This is a genomic window from Nocardiopsis sp. ATB16-24, assembly GCF_030271535.1.
In the GTDB taxonomy this organism is placed as follows: domain Bacteria; phylum Actinomycetota; class Actinomycetes; order Streptosporangiales; family Streptosporangiaceae; genus Nocardiopsis.
Map to the genome: position 1 here is coordinate 23,738 of NZ_JASCXJ010000008.1, position 16,559 is coordinate 40,296.

General features: G+C 70.7%; 16 protein-coding genes. 13 read left to right on the forward strand and 3 right to left on the reverse strand.

All coding sequences use genetic code 11. From position 1 onward, the window contains the following. Positions 1-161 precede the first annotated feature (161 nt). Positions 162-1,268, forward strand: coding sequence for a succinyldiaminopimelate transaminase (gene dapC, locus PFX91_RS10980; protein ID WP_285731391.1), 1,107 nt, complete (start codon positions 162-164; stop codon positions 1,266-1,268). A gap of 47 nt (positions 1,269-1,315) precedes the next feature. Here dapC and PFX91_RS10985 read toward each other — a convergent pair whose 3' ends face one another. After that, entirely contained in the window at positions 1,316-2,197 is an 882-nt protein-coding gene (locus PFX91_RS10985) for a hypothetical protein (RefSeq protein WP_285731392.1), read from the reverse strand. A 202-nt stretch (positions 2,198-2,399) separates the two neighbouring features. On the opposite strand from PFX91_RS10985, the gene PFX91_RS10990 reads away from it, so the two are divergent. From PFX91_RS10990 to PFX91_RS11020, 7 genes are all read left to right on the forward strand, one after another. Further along, positions 2,400-3,236 (forward strand): 2,3,4,5-tetrahydropyridine-2,6-dicarboxylate N-succinyltransferase, encoded by an 837-nt coding sequence (locus tag PFX91_RS10990; protein ID WP_285731393.1) that lies wholly within the window; start codon positions 2,400-2,402, stop codon positions 3,234-3,236. 143 nt (positions 3,237-3,379) lie between these two features. Next, a complete protein-coding gene (dapE, locus tag PFX91_RS10995) occupies positions 3,380-4,444 on the forward strand; it encodes a succinyl-diaminopimelate desuccinylase (RefSeq protein ID WP_285731394.1) in 1,065 nt (354 codons plus the stop codon). A 105-nt stretch (positions 4,445-4,549) separates the two neighbouring features. Continuing rightward, positions 4,550-5,335: an LOG family protein gene (locus PFX91_RS11000; RefSeq protein WP_285731395.1), complete on the forward strand. Its 786-nt coding sequence runs from the start codon at positions 4,550-4,552 to the stop codon at positions 5,333-5,335. Between the two features lie 93 nt (positions 5,336-5,428). Beyond that, positions 5,429-5,932 (forward strand): hypothetical protein, encoded by a 504-nt coding sequence (locus PFX91_RS11005; RefSeq protein ID WP_285731396.1) that lies wholly within the window; start codon positions 5,429-5,431, stop codon positions 5,930-5,932. A gap of 162 nt (positions 5,933-6,094) precedes the next feature. Further along, positions 6,095-6,688: a hypothetical protein gene (locus tag PFX91_RS11010; protein WP_285731397.1), complete on the forward strand. Its 594-nt coding sequence runs from the start codon at positions 6,095-6,097 to the stop codon at positions 6,686-6,688. 389 nt (positions 6,689-7,077) lie between these two features. Continuing rightward, positions 7,078-7,245 (forward strand): DUF3117 domain-containing protein, encoded by a 168-nt coding sequence (locus PFX91_RS11015; protein WP_014909697.1) that lies wholly within the window; start codon positions 7,078-7,080, stop codon positions 7,243-7,245. A gap of 94 nt (positions 7,246-7,339) precedes the next feature. Further along, on the forward strand, positions 7,340-8,824 hold the full coding sequence (locus PFX91_RS11020) for a leucyl aminopeptidase (protein WP_285731398.1): 1,485 nt from the start codon (positions 7,340-7,342) through the stop codon (positions 8,822-8,824). Positions 8,825-8,949: 125 nt separating this feature from the next. Here the strand turns inward: PFX91_RS11020 and PFX91_RS11025 are convergent, their stop codons facing one another. Next, positions 8,950-9,537: an O-methyltransferase gene (locus PFX91_RS11025; protein ID WP_285731537.1), complete on the reverse strand. Its 588-nt coding sequence runs from the start codon at positions 9,535-9,537 to the stop codon at positions 8,950-8,952. Positions 9,538-9,849: 312 nt separating this feature from the next. Here PFX91_RS11025 and sigE point away from each other — a divergent pair, with 312 nt between their 5' ends. Genes sigE through PFX91_RS11045 form a run of 4 tightly spaced genes read left to right on the forward strand, consistent with a single transcriptional unit; the run spans position 9,850 to position 13,782 of the window. Beyond that, positions 9,850-10,464 (forward strand): RNA polymerase sigma factor SigE, encoded by a 615-nt coding sequence (gene sigE, locus PFX91_RS11030; protein ID WP_285731399.1) that lies wholly within the window; start codon positions 9,850-9,852, stop codon positions 10,462-10,464. After that, on the forward strand, positions 10,461-11,114 hold the full coding sequence (locus PFX91_RS11035) for an anti-sigma factor family protein (protein ID WP_285731400.1): 654 nt from the start codon (positions 10,461-10,463) through the stop codon (positions 11,112-11,114). The genes sigE and PFX91_RS11035 overlap by 4 nt, the downstream gene beginning before the upstream one ends. Beyond that, complete coding sequence (locus PFX91_RS11040; RefSeq protein WP_285731401.1) at positions 11,111-12,169, forward strand: sigma-E factor regulatory protein RseB domain-containing protein; 1,059 nt, start codon at positions 11,111-11,113, stop codon at positions 12,167-12,169. The genes PFX91_RS11035 and PFX91_RS11040 overlap by 4 nt, the downstream gene beginning before the upstream one ends. A 53-nt stretch (positions 12,170-12,222) precedes the next feature. Continuing rightward, entirely contained in the window at positions 12,223-13,782 is a 1,560-nt protein-coding gene (locus PFX91_RS11045; RefSeq protein WP_285731402.1) for a trypsin-like peptidase domain-containing protein, read from the forward strand. Between the two features lie 195 nt (positions 13,783-13,977). Here PFX91_RS11045 and PFX91_RS11050 read toward each other — a convergent pair whose 3' ends face one another. Beyond that, positions 13,978-15,117 (reverse strand): Mrp/NBP35 family ATP-binding protein, encoded by a 1,140-nt coding sequence (locus PFX91_RS11050; RefSeq protein WP_285731403.1) that lies wholly within the window; start codon positions 15,115-15,117, stop codon positions 13,978-13,980. Positions 15,118-15,523: 406 nt separating this feature from the next. Between PFX91_RS11050 and PFX91_RS11055 the strand changes: the two genes are divergently transcribed. Beyond that, positions 15,524-16,543, forward strand: coding sequence for a CPBP family intramembrane glutamic endopeptidase (locus PFX91_RS11055; protein WP_285731538.1), 1,020 nt, complete (start codon positions 15,524-15,526; stop codon positions 16,541-16,543). Positions 16,544-16,559 lie beyond the last annotated feature (16 nt).

Sequence of the window (16,559 nt, forward strand, 5' to 3'; positions counted from 1 at the left end):
GGCTGTGCGCCGGGTGTGACCCGGCCCCGCACCGCGGCGGGCGGCGCATCCCCGTGGCGCAGAGGGTGCGCGCCCGTTCCGTGACCTGTCGCGCCGATTCCGCCGGGCGGAGTCGGCGCGACTTTCGTGAGAACAGCTCGAACTGGATGGAGTGTGCACCGATGGCCGAACGGCGACCCGTGGCCGACCGGCTCCCGGCCTTTCCGTGGGACAGGCTGGCGCCGTACAAGCAGAAGGCCGCCGCGCACGCCGACGGCATCGTCGACCTGTCCGTCGGTACCCCGGTCGACCCGGTCCCGGCGGTCGTGCGCAGGGCCTTGGCCGAGGCGTCCGACGCCCCCGGATACCCCCCGACCTGGGGGACCCCGAAGCTGCGTGCGTCCATCCAGGGGTGGCTGGAACGCCGACACGGCGTGCACGTGACCGAGGGGGCCGTCCTGCCCACCGTGGGTTCCAAGGAACTCGTGGCCTGGCTGCCCACCCTTCTCGGGCTGGGGGAGGGGGACAGGGTCGTCCACCCCGAACTGGCTTATCCGACCTACGACGTCGGCGCCCGTATCGCCGGGGCGACCCCGGTGGCCTCCGACGGATTGGCGGCCCTCGGTCCCGCGTCGGTGGGGCTGGTGTGGGTGAACTCGCCGAGCAACCCGACCGGACGTGTGCTGGGTGTTCCGCACCTGCGCAAGGTCGTGCAGTGGGCGCGTGAGCGCGGCGCGATCGTGGCCTCCGACGAGTGCTACCTCGACCTGGGGTGGGGCGACACCGAGCCGGTGTCCATCCTGCACCCGGACGTGTGCGGTGACTCCCACGAGAACCTGCTGGCCGTGCACTCGCTGTCCAAGCGCTCCAACCTGGCCGGGTACCGCGCCGCCTTCGTGGCGGGCGACCCCGCGCTGGTCCAGGAGCTGTTGGAGGTGCGCAAGCACGCCGGAATGATCGTTCCCGCCCCGGTCCAGGCGGCCATGGGCGCGGCCCTGGACGACGACGCGCACGCCGACGAGCAGAAGGAGCGTTACCGCTCCCGTCGAACACGGCTCCGCGAGGCCTTCGAGGGCGCCGGCTGGAGCGTCGAACACTCCGAGGCCGGTCTCTACCTGTGGGCCCGCCACCCCGACCACGACGCCTGGGGCGCTGTCGCCCACCTCGCCGAGCGCGGCGTCCTGGTCGCCCCGGGGGACTTCTACGGGATCGCGGGCGCGGGTCACGTACGGGTGGCCTTCACCGCGAACGACGAGCGCGTGCGGGCCGCGGCCGAACGCCTGGGCTGAGCGCCCGCCGAGGGCGACCGGAGTCGGTCCCCCGAGGGAGGAGGACGCTAACGCAGGAGGAGGCCCTCCTCGGTGGAGGCGTCCTCGGCCGTGCTCCAGGCCTCGGCGCCGTCCACACCGTCCGAAGCGCGCCACTGTCGACCGTCGTAGGTCACGGTCGTCAATCCGTACTCCTCGGCGTGCGCCACCGCCCACAGGGCCATCGCCCATCCCAGGTCCCCCGTGCGGGGGCGGGAGGGGTCGACTTCGGGCAGGTCCTCCGGGTGGGTGCCGAACACACGGGCCATCTCCTCCCGGGCGCCCTCGACGTCGGCGTCGCCCGCCCGCGTCGCCTCCACGGTCTCGGCGTCGTACCAGCAGGTCAGGGCCGGCCCCAGAGCACCGGTGAAGACCTCGGTCATCCGCTCCGACAGCGGTTCGTGCTGGTCGTAGGCGTAGCCGTCCGCGCTGCGCTGCACCGCCTGGGCCGCCTCGAAGACCGGGACGTCCTCCCAGCCGTCGACCTCCACCAGTTCGTCGTAGAAGGAGGCGCTGGAGAACACGGGGTCGAGGATCTCCTCCGGCTCCCCCCACTCCTGTGACGGCCGCTGCTGGAACAGGCCCAAGGAGTCCCGGTCGCCGTACTCCACGTTGTAGAACGCCGACTCCTGCCACACCGTCGCGTAGGCGACCGTCACGGCCTCCGGCGGCAGGTCCCGGCTGAACGCCACCCCGCCCACGGTCGCCGCGCTCTCGGCCTGGGCGCCCTCCATCGGGTACCTGTCGTCGGACATCTCCAGACGGCAGCCCGGTTCGGGCGCGGAGGTGGTGTCGAGCGGGTCGAACGTGGTCAGCACGTAGTACGCCCCGGCGACGAGCAGACCGCACACGAGGGTCAGGGCGAGCAGGATCTTGACGAAGGCGGAGAGCCTTCGACGCTTACTGGGCACAGGCGAACCAAGGGTCGGGTCGGTGACATGTCCGGTGCGCTGCCGGGGAAGGTGGGGACTTCCGCAGCGCGTTGGAGGCGCCCGGCGGCACCGTACACGAATTGTAGTCACCACCGCCAAAAGCGACAGCGTGCCCGTGAGGGGCGGCCCCGCGGGGTGGTGGTGACCGCACACCCGTCACGAGCGGCTAACGTGTGTGCACATGACCAGCTCGTACTCCAGCCCACTGCCCGACCGGATCGACGAACTCTGGGAGAAGCGCGCCGAACTCACGCCCGACCACGCCGAGGCGCGTGAGGTCATCACCGGCGCGATCGACCAGATCGACGAGGGCGGGGCCCGTGTGGCCTTCGTCGACCCCTCCACCGACCAGGTGGTGGTCGACGAACGCGCCAAGCGTTCCATCCTCCTCGGTTTCAAGGTCCTGGACATGAAGGAGTCGCAGGTCGGCGACTTCTATCACCACGACCGCATGCCGCTCAAGACCCGTTTCGACGGCGTCCGTGTGGTCGCGGGAGCGATCGCCCGCTGGGGCTCCTACCTCGCCCCGGGGGTCGTGCTCATGCCGTCCTTCACCAACATCGGCGCCTACGTCGGTTCCGGCACCATGGTCGACACCTGGGCCACGGTCGGCTCCTGCGCCCAGGTCGGCGAGAACGTCCACCTGTCCGGCGGGGTCGGTGTCGGCGGCGTCCTGGAGCCTCCGCAGGCCTCACCGGTGATCATCGAGGACGAGGCCTTCCTCGGCTCCCGCAGCATGGTCGTCGAGGGCGCCCGCGTGCGCAAGGGCGCCAAGCTCGGTGCGGGCACCATCCTGACCTCCTCCACCCGTGTGTTCGACGCCGAGACCGGAGAGGAGCTCCCGCGTGGGGAGGCTCCGGCCTGGTCGGTGTGCGTCACCGCCAACAGGACCAAGAGCTTCCCCGGCGGTGACTTCGGCATGCCGGTGCTGCTGGTGCTCAAGCGTCTGGAGGAGGGGCAGGAGCACGAGAAGCTCGCCCTGAACGACCTGCTCCGCGAACACGGCGTGAACGCCTGACGGACGTGTCGGAGAACTCGGGGCGCCCCCTCGTACGGGGGCGCCCCGACGCGCTCTAAGGTGGTCTGCGCGCGCGGACACGCGTATGCGCGCACCCCCGTAGGTGCGCGCGGACCCACCGACCCACCGAAACGGGGCGACACATGCTGGACCTGACCTCGGACGCCGTGACCCTGACCGCCTCCCTCGTGGACATCCGCTCCGAGAGCGGTGACGAGAAGGTCCTCGCCGACGCGATCGAGAACGCCCTGTCCGGGCTCGGCCACCTGACCGTCACTCGCGACGGCGACGCGGTCGTGGCGCGTACCGACCTCGGCCGCCCCCGCCGCGTCGTCATCGCCGGCCACATCGACACGGTCCCGATCGTCGACAACGTCCCCTCCCACGTGGCCGACGGTCGTCTGTACGGGTGCGGTGCCTCCGACATGAAGGCCGGTGTCGCCGTCCAGCTCAGGCTCGCCGAGGCGGTGCCCGAGCCGGTGCACGACGTCACCTACGTCTTCTACGACAACGAGGAGGTCGACGCCTCCCGCAACGGTCTTCTCCGCCTCTCCCGCACCCACCCCGAGTGGCTGGCGGGGGACTTCGCGATCCTCATGGAACCCACGGACGGCGTCATCGAGGGCGGTTGTCAGGGCACCATGCGCGTGGAGGTCACCGCGCGGGGCGAGCGCGCCCACAGCGCCCGTTCCTGGATGGGAAAGAACGCCATCCACGGCGCCGGGGCGATCCTGGACGTCCTGCGCGCCTACACCCCGCGTGAGCCGGAGGTGGAGGGACTGCGCTTCCACGAGGGGCTCAACGCGGTGTTCATCGAAGGCGGCGTCGCGGGCAACGTCATCCCCGACGAGTGCGTGGTCAAGGTCAACTACCGTTTCGCCCCGGACCGGTCGATCGCCGAGGCCGAGGCGCACCTGCGCGAGGTCTTCGCCGGGTTCGAGGTGGAGGTGGTGGACGCCGCCGCCCCCGCCCGTCCGGGGCTGGACGACCCGTCGGCCGCCGCGTTCGTCACGGCGGTGGGGGAGGGCGAGGCCCGCGCCAAGCTCGGATGGACCGACGTGTCCCGCTTCTCCGACCTGGGGGTCCCCGCGGTCAACTACGGCCCCGGCGACCCGCTGCTCGCCCACACCAGGGACGAGTACGCCGAGATCGCCGAGATCCGTGAGGCGGAGGAGCGCATGATCGCCTGGTTGACCGGAGCCCGCTGACCCTCGACGGAAGGACGGCTCCCCGAGGATCCAGGACCCCACGGTCACCGCCAGGACATGTGTGGTTCAGGTGTGAGCATGTTCGGCCCGGATACCTTGTACGGCATGACGGAAGCACAAGAGCAGGTACGACGGGCGGGTCCCCTCACCTATCGGGGCAGCTCCATTCCCAACACCACCACCGACCAGCGCCTCCTGGACCGGCGTGGACCCTCCGAATGGGTGCACACCGACCCCTGGCGCGTGCTGCGCATCCAGTCGGAGGTAGTGGAGGGCTTCGGCCTGCTGTCGGAGCTGCCCGCGGCGGTGAGCGTGTTCGGCTCGGCCCGGATCAAGCCGGGCGACCGCTACTACGACCTCGGAGTCGAGGTCGGAGCCAAGCTCGCGCAGGCCGGGTACGCCACCGTCACCGGTGGGGGACCGGGTTTGATGGAGGCCGCCAACAAGGGCGCCCAGGAGGCGGGCGGGCTGTCGGTGGGGCTGGGCATCGAGCTGCCCTTCGAGCAGTCGCTCAACGAGTACATCGACATGGGCATGACCTTCCGGTACTTCTTCGTCCGCAAGTTGATGTTCGTCAAGTACTCCCAGGCCTTCGTGGTCCTGCCCGGTGGCTTCGGCACCCTGGACGAGCTGTTCGAGGCGGCCACCCTGGTCCAGACCCGCAAGGTCACCAGGTTCCCCATCGTGCTGGTGGGCACCGAGTTCTGGGGTGGGCTGCGGGACTGGATCCGGGACAGCCTGCTGGAGAACGAGCTGATCAAGAAGCACGACATGGAGCTCGTCCAGGTCGTCGACGGTCCGGAGGAGGTCGTCGACATCATCCGCGACTCCCACATGGACATGGCGCGACGGTACGAGGAGTCGGAGGAGCGGCCGGGACCCGAACAGTAGGGCACGGTGAGCGGTTCGGCGGACTCCGGGGAGGGGCACGACCGGAGTCCGCCACGGGGTCCATGTCCGGTCGGGTATGGCACGATCGTGTCCGTGCCTGTTCTCATCATGGTCCTCGTCGCCGCCGCCGCGCTGGCCGTGCTCGCCGGCGTGGTCTGCGTCGTGCTCGGCAAGGGCGGTCGACTCGCCCGCTTCGAGGCCGACTACCTCCCGCTCCCCCTGCCCGACGACCGCCCCGTCAAGGCGTTCGACCTCGCCCGTCTGGTCCTGCCCCTGGCGATGTGGGGCTACCACGTGCGCGCCGTGGACGAACTGCTCCTGCGCCTGACCGCCACCCTGCGCGAGCGGGAGGAGCGGATCCAGGACCTGGAGTGGCGTCTGTCGCGCCTGGACCCGTCCTATGTCCCGGAGGGAAGCGGTCCACGGCCGGGTTCCCATCTGCCCGGAGACGCCTTCGCCCCCGGGTTCCCCGAGAGGGGGACCGACCCGGACGGCTCCGGAGCCGACGGAGGGGGTCGCGGTGGGACGGAGGAGGCCCCGAGTGCGTCGACCGACGGCTCCGGGGGCGCGTCGCCCGGAGGCGACGTCGAGCGCTGACCCTCGGTCACGGCCCGGCGCCCCATCGTGGGTATGTCGTGCATCACATCCACGGTGCCCTTCTTGGGCGGTTCGACGTGTTCGGGTGCTCTATTCTCGTTCGCTGTACCCGGGTACCCCCACTCCGCCGGAGTGGGTGCAGCACCGTTGAGGATGGCGAGGATGGACGCAGCAGCCGAACTGGAATCGGGCGCCGAGGCCAAGGGTGAACAGCCGGCCCCCTCCGTGACGGTCGCCCCCGTGCAGCTGTCCCTGTGGCCTCCGCCCAGGTCGACCCGTCACAGTAGTCGTCGCCGCCGGCAGCTCACCGTGCTGGCCGCGGTCGTGCTGACCGTGCTGTTGATCGGGGGCGGCGTCACGGCGTGGGCCCTGCTCTTCGACGGCGCCGCCGAGGACGCGGACGAGAGCACGGCGCCGGCCGACTCCTTCTCCGGTTCCTGGTCCGGTGAGATGGTGCAGGTGGACACCGCGGGCGAACACGTGGCGGACTGGCACGCCGAGGTGCGGATCGAGGAGGGCGCCGAACGTGGCAGCACCGTGTGGACGACCTTCTCCTGCTCGGGAACGCTCGCACTGTCCGCCGCCGACAACGACCGACGCGTGTACGCCTACACCGAGCTCGCCGATCCCGAGGAGCGCTGTGTGGACGAGGCCGAGCTGACCGTGTGGCCCACCGCGGACGGCGGCCTGAAGGCGGAGTGGTCGTCGATCACCCGGCAGGGGACCCGCATGGTCTCCACGGGCGATCTGCGCTGACCGCACCGGCTCGGAGAGCGTGGGGGTCGGGTCGTGGTCGCCGCGGGGCGTACACGTCCCGTGTGGTCCCCGCTGCTCCCTCAGAGCGGGAGACCGTACGGTTCCCAGGCTCTCAACGGGTTTCGGTCGGTACCGATATAACCTTAATGGTTGAAGGTTCCTCGTCGTCGGGTGTCCTCGACAGCGGTCCGAGCGCGATCTGGCGCACACGCGGTGGCGAACCTCCGAGATAATGGATTCGAGAGTGATCCACGTCCCCAGGCCATGGGGGCGCGGAATCACCCGGAACCGGCCTGCGGCCACAGGGCCGAGCCGGACCAAGCGGATCGGAGTCGGTGCTGTGGGTCGGCCCCGGTCACCCGCGAGGAACACTGAGAAAGGGGAATGGCATGGCGGCGATGAAGCCGAGGACCAGCGACGGGCCGATGGAGGTCACCAAGGAGGGTCGCGGCATCATCATGCGGGTCCCGCTCGAAGGCGGAGGACGCCTGGTCGTCGAGTTGACGCCGGATGAGGCCACCGAACTCCGGGACGCGCTCCAGGGCGTCGTCGGCTAGGACCGGCAGCACGTTCTTCCCCCACCAGGGCCAGAACGCCCGACGACCTTCGAGGTCGTAGACCCCCATGACAGCGAACGATTGTGAGCGGCCTGTGCCATTCGCCACGCAGATCCATCCCCGTCCGGGGAACCTCGCCGAATCCAGCGCGGACCTGTGGGTCATCCCCGTGCTCTCGGGAGACAACGGACCGACGGAGGTCGAAGGGGTCGCGGACAGCGGCCTGACACAGGTGCTTCCGGCTCCGCTCACCGATCTCTTCGCGCACTATTCGCTCGCCGGGAAACCCGGTGAGTCGGCCCAGTTCCCGGTGCCCCGGGACCAGGGGCTGGTCCGTCTGGCGCTTCTGGGGGTCGGTTCGGGTACGCCCGACGACCTCCGGAAGGCCGGCGCGGCCCTGGCCCGGGCGGCCCGGGGCAAGGAGCACGTGGCCTTCGCCTGGCCCGGCTTCGGCGCCGAAGCCGCCACCGCGTTCGCCGAGGGCGCGCTCCTGGCCTCCTACACCTTCAGCCTCAGGAGCACCGAGCCCCCGGCGGACCAGCGTCCCGCTCCGGTGATCGACGTGGTCGGTCCCGAGGACCTCGCGGACCCCCTGGACCGTGGAACCCGGTTGGCCGCGGCCACCGCCCTGGCTCGTGACCTCATCAACACCCCCTCCCTGACCAAGGACCCCGCGTGGATGGCGGTGCGCGCCCGCGAGGTCGCCGAGGAATCGGGGCTACAGGTGCGGGTCTGGGACGAGAAGGACCTGGAGAAGGAGGGCTTCGGCGCCATCCTCGGTGTGGGCCGGGGTTCGTCGAGACCGCCGAGGCTGGTCCAGCTGTCCTACACCCCGGAGGACCCCACCGGTCACATCGTGCTGGTGGGCAAGGGCATCACGTTCGACACCGGCGGTCTTTCGCTCAAGCCCAACGAGAACATGTCGTTGATGAAGACCGACATGAGCGGTGCGGCGGTCGTGCTCGCGGTGCTCTCCGCACTGTCGGCCATGGGATCCCGTGCCCGGGTGACCGGTCTGCTGGCGCTGGCCGAGAACGCCTTCTCCGGTGACGCCACCAGGATCGGCGACGTTCTCACGACCTACTCCGGCAAGACCGTGGAGGTGCTCAACTCCGACGCCGAGGGCCGGCTGGTCCTGGCCGACGCCCTGGGCTACGCGGTCGCCCGACTGGAACCGGACGTGATCGTGGACGTCGCCACCCTGACCGGGGCGGCCAAGCTCGCGCTCGGAACGGGTATGGCCGCGCTCTACAGCACCGACGACGCGCTCGCGGTCGAGTTGGAGAACGCGGGCAAGGCCTCCGGCGAGCCGCTGTGGCGGATGCCCCTGACCGAGGAGTACGTCCCGACCACGGAGTCCCGAGTGGCGGATCTGGCCAACATCGGGACCCGTGGTGAGTTCGGCCCGGCCGGAGCCACCGACGCGGCGCTGTTCCTGCGCGCGTTCATCGGCGACGTCGCGTGGGCCCACCTGGACATCGCCGGCCCCGGTCGGTCGACGAAGGAGAGCGGTCTGCTCAGCAAGGGGGGTACGGCCTTCTCCACCCGTGCCCTGCTGCGCTGGCTCGCCGAGCGGTAGCCGTACCGGACCGGAAGGTCTTGGCGGCCGGGAGGCCGGTGTCCTCAAGGGGCACCGGCCTCCCGGCCGTTCCAGGGGCGGTGGCGCGAGGGGCCCGGGGCGGCTCCGGTCCCGTCCGCCCCGGGTCACCGGATGGCGGCCAACAGCCCCTCGCCCACGGGCAGCAGCAGGGGGACGAACTCCTCCTCCTCGCGCACCCGGCGGATCACGTCACGTACGGCGGTCTCGCGCGGGTCGGGCGCGCGCAGGGGCCCGTCGGGCTCGGAGGAGGAGACCATGACGGCGTTGAAGACCACCATCCCGCCCGGGCGAAGCAACCGAAGGGCCTCGTCCAGGTACAGCGGATAGGACACCGTGTCGGCGTCCACGAACACCAGGTCGTAACCACCGTCGGTCAGTCGCGGCAGCACCTCCAGCGCGGCCCCCCGGATCAGTCGGGCCCGCCCGGGACCGAAACCGGCGCGGGCGAAGGCGGAGCGCGCGTAGTCCTGGTAGGCGGCGTTGGTGTCCACGGTGGTCAGGATCCCGCCCGGGGCCATGCCCCGCAGTAACCAGATCCCCGAAGCCCCGCACCCCGTGCCGACCTCGACCACGGACCGGGCTCCGATGGAGGCGGCCAGGAAGCGCAGCGCGGTTCCCGTGGCGGCGTCCACCGGGGGCGCCGCGGAGCGACTCCCCGCCTCATAGGCGTCCACGAGGGGCTCGTCCTCCATGGCGTCCCGCTCGAAGCGGGCCTGTTCGGTGCGGGCCCAGGTGAACCGGGCCGCTGTCTCCTCCGGGCTGGTGATGACGGCCTCCCACTGCGTCACGTGTCGGGTGGGGCTCTGACCAGCTGATGGTCACCCACCGTAGAATGGCGATCGCGGCCAGGTCATGTCCCTGGCAAAAGATTAGCCTGATCCGGAGCGAACTCCGAGCGTGGTGACGGGAACTTAATCCACGTCTCCCGGCGTTGAATCGGGATGAACGCACGTTGATCGCCACGAAGCAACTCTCCTGCCCGGGCCTGGCGGTGGATCAACGGGATGAAGGGAGCAGCGGTGACAGAGTCCGGCCCCGCCGTGGAGTTCGAGCCATGGGAACCCCCGAGCTGGGACGAAGTCGTCCGGACCCACTCCCCGCGCGTGTACCGGCTCGCCTACCGGTTGACCGGGAACAAGCACGACGCGGAGGACCTCACCCAGGAGGTCTTCATCCGGGTCTTCCGCTCCCTGGCCAACTACACCCCCGGAACCTTCGAGGGCTGGCTGCACCGCATCACCACGAACCTCTTCCTCGACATGGCACGGCGCAGGGCGCGTATCCGCTTCGAGGGCCTGGCCGACAACGCCGACGAACGCCTGGAGGGCCGCGAGCCCTCACCCGCCCAGCGTTACGACGACCGGCACTTCGACGCCGACATCCAGTCAGCGCTGGACGCGCTGCCCGCCGAGTTCCGTGCTCCCGTCGTCCTGTGTGACATCGAGGGGCTCTCCTACGAGGAGATCGCGGCGACGCTCGACGTCAAGCTCGGCACCGTCCGCAGCCGTATCCACCGGGGCCGCGCCCAGCTTCGACGGGCGCTGGAGCACCGGCGCTCCCTGTCCGCCAAGAGCGAGGCGCGCAGCGGTGGAAAAGTGATCAACGGGGAGGCCGAGTGAGTAGGGAACACCTGGGAGAGCGCCTGTCCGCACTCATCGACGGGGAACTGGGCCCGGCCGAGCACGAGAGCGCCCTCATCCACCTGGCGAAGTGCGAACCGTGCCGCTTCGAGGCCGACATGATGCGCCGCCTCAAGCGCCGTCTGAACGGCCTGTGCGAGCCTGAGCCGGACATGGACTTCCTCGGGCGGCTCACCAGCCTGTCCCGGGACGCCGGGGCCGCGGGGCCGCCTCCCTCGGACCCGCCGATCGCGGGCTTCGGCTCCGGTCCGCCCCTGGGCTCCTCTCCTCTCCTTGGAGGCCTTCCCGACGGTCGACCCTCCTCCGTACCCGCGGACGGCGGCTCGGCACCGCTTCGGCCGGAACACGTGTCGCGCCCGGACCGTCGACGTCTGGGCGGGAACCGTCTCGCCCACCTGTTCCCCCCGCTTCCCGGTGGTCGTTACGCGGTCGCGGGCCTGGCCGTGGCCACGACCCTCATCGGCGGCGCGTTCGCGGCCGGAGGCGAGGCGGAGGAGCCACCGGTGGTGCGACCCCGCCTGTCCGACTACGCGGTCGAACACGCGGTGACCAGCCGCCACATGCCGGTGGTCGACGCCCGACCCACGGCGACCGATCCTCCGCACGGCCCCAACGAAACCACCCGGTGAGCACGGGAGGACACTCCTCCGCCCACTCCGCTCCGGTCGGCCTGCTCATCCTGGCGGTGCTGTGCGTCCTCCTGGTCACCACCGCCGTCCGTCCCGACGCCTCCGCGGTCGCCGCGGACGGCCCCGACGACGGGATGCCGGTACTCAGACGCGCCGCCACCGCGGAAAGCGAGGTCGCCTACTCCGCGGTCCGTCAGATGACCGGGCCCGAGGGCCGGACCCTTCGGGTGCGAGTGATCAACAGCCCGGGGGACGGGGTCTCCCTGTCGCCCGTCGGCGCCGAGGAGACCACCCTCATGGTGCGCTCCTCCCCGGCCCTGGAGTCCTTGGACGACCGTCTGCTGCGCATGCTCCAGGACACCTACGCCGTGGCGGAGGCGGGGACGGCCGAGTTGGCGGGCAGACGGACACGCGTGGTGGAGGCCGCGCGCGCGGACGGTACCGTGGCGGGCCGCTTCTGGGTGGACACCGACACGGATCTGCTCCTGGGCAGGACCGTCTACGAGGCCGACGGCGAACCCGCGTTCAGCGTCCGCCTCACCGGGCTCCTTCTCGGGGAGACCTCATGGCCCGAGGACGAGGAGGGCGATGTCCCCTGGGGAGACGATCTCGACGGGACCGAGCGCGCCCGACTACGTGAGGAGGGGTGGCCGCTCCAGGAGCATCTCGCCTGGAATCTGCGCCTGGTCGACGCCCGGTCCACCGAGCACGCCGGGCACCGTGTCGTTCATGCGATCTATTCGGATGGGTTGTCCCAGGTGTCGGTTTTCACGCAGCGTGGGAAGCTGGACACCGAGCATTCCCCCGCACTTCGGAACGGATACGCCGGAACCGGGACGGGGGGGAGCAGCGTCACAACACAACATGACACGATCTTCGGTGGCGACACGGGTCAGTACCAGAGCATGTGGCAGGCGGACGGCTTCGTCTTCACCGTGCTGGCCGACGCCCCCGCGGGCTTGGCCTCCTCGGCCGTGACCGCGTTGCCGGAACCCGGAGGCGCGGGCTTCTGGGCCCGGGTGCAGCGTGGCCTGGCCCGGCTGGGGATCCTCTAGCCTCTGCCGAGCCCAGTGTCGACCCCAAAGCCAAGCGACATACGGAGTAGGTCTTGAGCGAGGAAACCGGCCGTCCGGAACACAGCCCTGGTGGCCCGCCCCCACCCGTCTCCAGGGCCGGTTCCGCGCCGCCCTCCGGTGCGCGTCCGGTCCCGGCCCCCGGAACCCAGGCCCAGCGTGCCTCGTACCCGGCCAGGGGAGAGTCCACGGACGACGTCCCCCGCCCCGGGCCGGGGGAGCGCCCGGGCGCCCCCTCCCCGGTCCACGACGGTCCCGTGGGCCCGGGGTATGCCGCCACGGTCTCCGGTTCCGCGCCCGCCATGGGGCAGGCACCGCCCCACGGTCCCATCGGACACACCGCACAGCCCGGCACCGGCGTCGGTGCGGGCGGGCCTCGGGGACACGAGGGTGGGGCGTTCCCCTCCGACTACGCGGCCGCCTACCGATCGGGCGCACCGGCCTTCGGCGCCCCGGCGTCTCCTCAGACCCCGTACACGGCACGGCAGTCACCGGGGACGCCGCCCCGACGCGGCTTCCCCGCGTGGATGGTGCTGTCCGGCATGCTCGTGGTCGCGCTCATCGCCGGTGGTGTGGGCGGCGTCGCGGGTGCTCTCCTCAACGGATCCGGCGCCGTGGAGGCGGCACCGGAGGAGGAGGGGCCGGTCATGAACGAACCACCGCCCGAGGCGCCCAAACGCGACCCGGACACCATCGCGGGAGTGTCCCAGCGGGTCAGTCCGAGCGTGGTGTCGATCCAGAGCTCCAGCCCTCGGATCCAGGGGGGCGGCTCGGGGTTCGTCATCGAGGGGAACTACGTGGTGACCAACGACCACGTCTCCTCCGAACTGGAGTCGGACGGCATGATCGTGGAGTACAGCGACGGCAGTCGTTCGGACGCCTCCGTGGTCGGCTCCGACCCCAGCTCCGACCTCGCGGTGCTGTCACTGGAGGACCCCGTCGACGTCGAACCCCTGGAGTTCGGCGACTCCGAGCAGGTCATCGTCGGGGACGAGGTGATCGCGATCGGCGCCCCCCTGGGGCTGACCGGAACCGTCACCCAGGGCATCATCAGCGCCGTCAACCGCCCGGTCAGCTCCGGTGAGGGTGAGAACGCGAGCCGTTTCTACGCGTTGCAGACCGACGCGGCCATCAACCCGGGCAACTCCGGAGGCCCGCTCGTGGACCTTCAGGGCAGGGTCATCGGGGTCAACTCGATGATCGTGACCATGGGGTACATGGGCGAGCCCTCGGGCAACATCGGGCTGGGCTTCGCGATCCCGTCCAACGAGGTGGACCGCGTCGTGCAGCGGCTCGTCGAGGACGGTGAGACCACCTACGCCGACATCGGAGCCGACATCGACCTGGACAGCCCGATCGCGGGCGCGGTCATCGCGGAGGGCTCCGGAGCCGTGGACAGGAACGGACCCGCGGACGAGGCCGGCCTGGAGTCCGGTGACGTGATCATCTCCCTGAACGGGCGACGGGTGAGTTCGGGTCAGGAACTGCTCGCGATGCTCCGTGGCCTCAACCCCGGAGAAGAGGTCGAGATCGAGTACGAGCGGGACGGGGAACGCGAGACCACCACGATCACACTGGGGTCGTCCGACGACTGAGCGAGGCACCGGGACCCGGTCCGCCCCCTCTCGGTCGTGGGCGGAGGGTGTCCGAGGACGGAAGAGGCCGGGGTCCCTGTCGCCCAGGGACCCCGGCCCTCGTCGTCCCACTCCATCCGCGGACCAGGCGGTGACGCCGCCGACCACGCCGGCCGGCCGGGGACCACCGGACCGGAGGTCCCCGAAGGGCGTCGTCTAACGGCCGGCCGGGGAGATGCCCAACTGCATGCCGGCCAGTCCGCGCGGCTTGCCGACCAGGGCCTCGGCGACCGAGGTGATCACCTTGCTGGCCTCGGCGTCGGGCTCGGTCAGGACCAGGGGCTTGCCCTCGTCGCCGCCCTCGCGCAGCCGGGTGTCCAACGGCACCTGACCCAGCAGGGGGATGTCCATGCCCAGGGTCTTGGTGAGGGCGTCGGCGACCGTGCGGCCGCCGCCCTCACCGAACAGGTGCACCGGCTCGCCGCCGCCCGGCGGCAGGTAGTACGACATGTTCTCGATCACGCCCGCGATCCTCTGGTGGGTCTGGGCGGTGATGGCACCGGCGCGCTCGGCGACCTCGGCGGCGGCCTGCTGCGGTGTGGTCACCACGAGCAGCTCGGCGTTGGGGAGCAACTGCGCCACGGAGATGGCGATGTCGCCCGTGCCGGGAGGCAGGTCCATCAACAGCACGTCCAGGTCGCCCCAGAACACGTCGGAGAGGAACTGCTGGAGCGCGCGGTGCAGCATCGGGCCACGCCAGACCACGGGCTGGTTGCCCTGGGTGAACATACCGACCGAGATGACCTTGATGTCATGTGCGGTGGGGGGCATGATCATGTCCTCCACCTTGGTCGGGAAGTCCGACGCGCCGAGCATGCGGGGCACCGAGTGCCCGTAGATGTCGGCGTCGACGACACCGACCTTGTGTCCCTGGGCGGCCATGGCGGCGGCCAGGTTCACGGTGACGGAGGACTTGCCGACACCCCCCTTACCGGAGGCGACGGCGAAGACCCTGGTGAGCGAGTTCGGCTTGGCGAAGGGGATCTCCTTCTCCGCCTGGCCGCCTCGCAGCTTGGTCTGGAGCTCCTTGCGCTGCTCGTCGCTCATCACGTCGAGTTCGACGCGCACGGAGGTGACACCGGCGACCTTGGTCACGGCCGCGGTCACATCGTTCTCGATACGGCCCTTCATCGGGCAGCCCGCCACCGTGAGGTAGATACCGACGTGCACGGCACCGTCGTCGGTGACATCGACGCTCTTGACCATGCCGAGGTCGGTGATGGGGCGGCGGATCTCCGGATCTTGCACCGTGGTCAGGGCTTTGTGCACCTGCTCGGTGGATGGTGTGGAGGACATGTGCTCAATCGTAGGTCAGCGGGACGGGGTCAGAGGCCTCGCGGTGGACGGTCGGCCACCTGGTGCAACGAGGACGAAGCGCGCCGCATTCCACGATCGGGCCCGTGGAGGGTTCGCGCTCGGCGCACTCCTCCGTACGTGGTGTGATCATATGGTAACGGCATGGCCTTAACGCCGGCGATACACGCCCGGATAGTAGTCTCGGCGCACGATGGGAAATGTGCCGCCACCGCCTGGTTCGTCCTGGCCCGCCGCGTCCGACGGGCCGGAGGAGCGGAGTTCGGGATCCTACACACGGGAGCAGACCTGGGCGGGACCGCCGGGCGGGGGAAGGTTGACGCCCCCGGGAGGGCACCCCCTGGGCGACGTGGACCCGGACGTGTGGGCCTGGCCACCGCCCCGCCCCGTGCGCACCAGCGAGTTCGCCTGCGCCGAGACCCCCGAAGGTGAGCCCTATCACAGGCTCGGCCGGACCTCCCGTTTCCGTTGGTGGTCCGTGCCGCTGACCCTGGCCGTGCTCGCGGTGATGACGTTCTTCCTGTGGATGGGCGTCGTCCTGTCGGTGACGATCGTGGCGATCATGGGCGGTAGTGGGCTGACCCCGGACTCCGCCACCATCGGTGAGATCGCGCAGCTGGCCTTCGGTCTGCTGCCGACGGCGCTGTTCATCCCCATAGTCTTTTTTCTCGTGCGCGTGGTGCAGTGGCGCCGGGTCGGTTCCCTGCTGTCGGTGGAGGGGCGACTGCGGTGGGGCTGGCTGGCCCGTTGCACCGGGATCGCGGTCTTTCCGGTCTCTCTGTGCGTCCTGGCGTTCCTGCCCCTGGCCGAACTCCTACGGCCGGGGCTGGTGCCCACCGAGGCCACCGGGGGGACCGAGGTGTTCGCCGCGATGATGACCGTCGTCGTGCTGCTCGTGCCCTTCCAGTCGGCGGCCGAGGAACTCACCGTGCGCGGCCTGCTCATGCAGTTGGTCGGCGCGATCGGGGCCCGGAAGGGAGAACCCGGCGGAGGATCGGCGGTGTCGCGGGTGCTGCGTTCTCCGGGGCCGGCCGTCCTGGCCGGTGGGACCCTCTTCTCCGCGTTGTACCTGGCCCTGCGTCCCGACGACCCGTGGACGGCCGCGGCTCTGGCGGTGATGGGGCTGGGGGCGGCATGGCTGACCTGGCGCACCGGGGGACTGGAGGCCGCCATCGGTCTGCACGTGGTCAACGGCCTCGTGCAGTTCACGCTGTTGGCCTTCGAGGGGAGCCTGGGCCAGGTGACCACGGGGGCGGTGGCCGGCTCCGGCCTGCCGTTGGGGGCCGGCTCGCCGCTGGTCCTGATCCTGGCGCTGGTCCAGGCGGGCCTGTACGTCCTGGTGGTGACGTGGTTCGCGGACCGTCAGGGGGTACGCCGTAGGAGTGCCGTCGCGAAGACGGGGAGGTGAGGCCCCGAGGGCATCG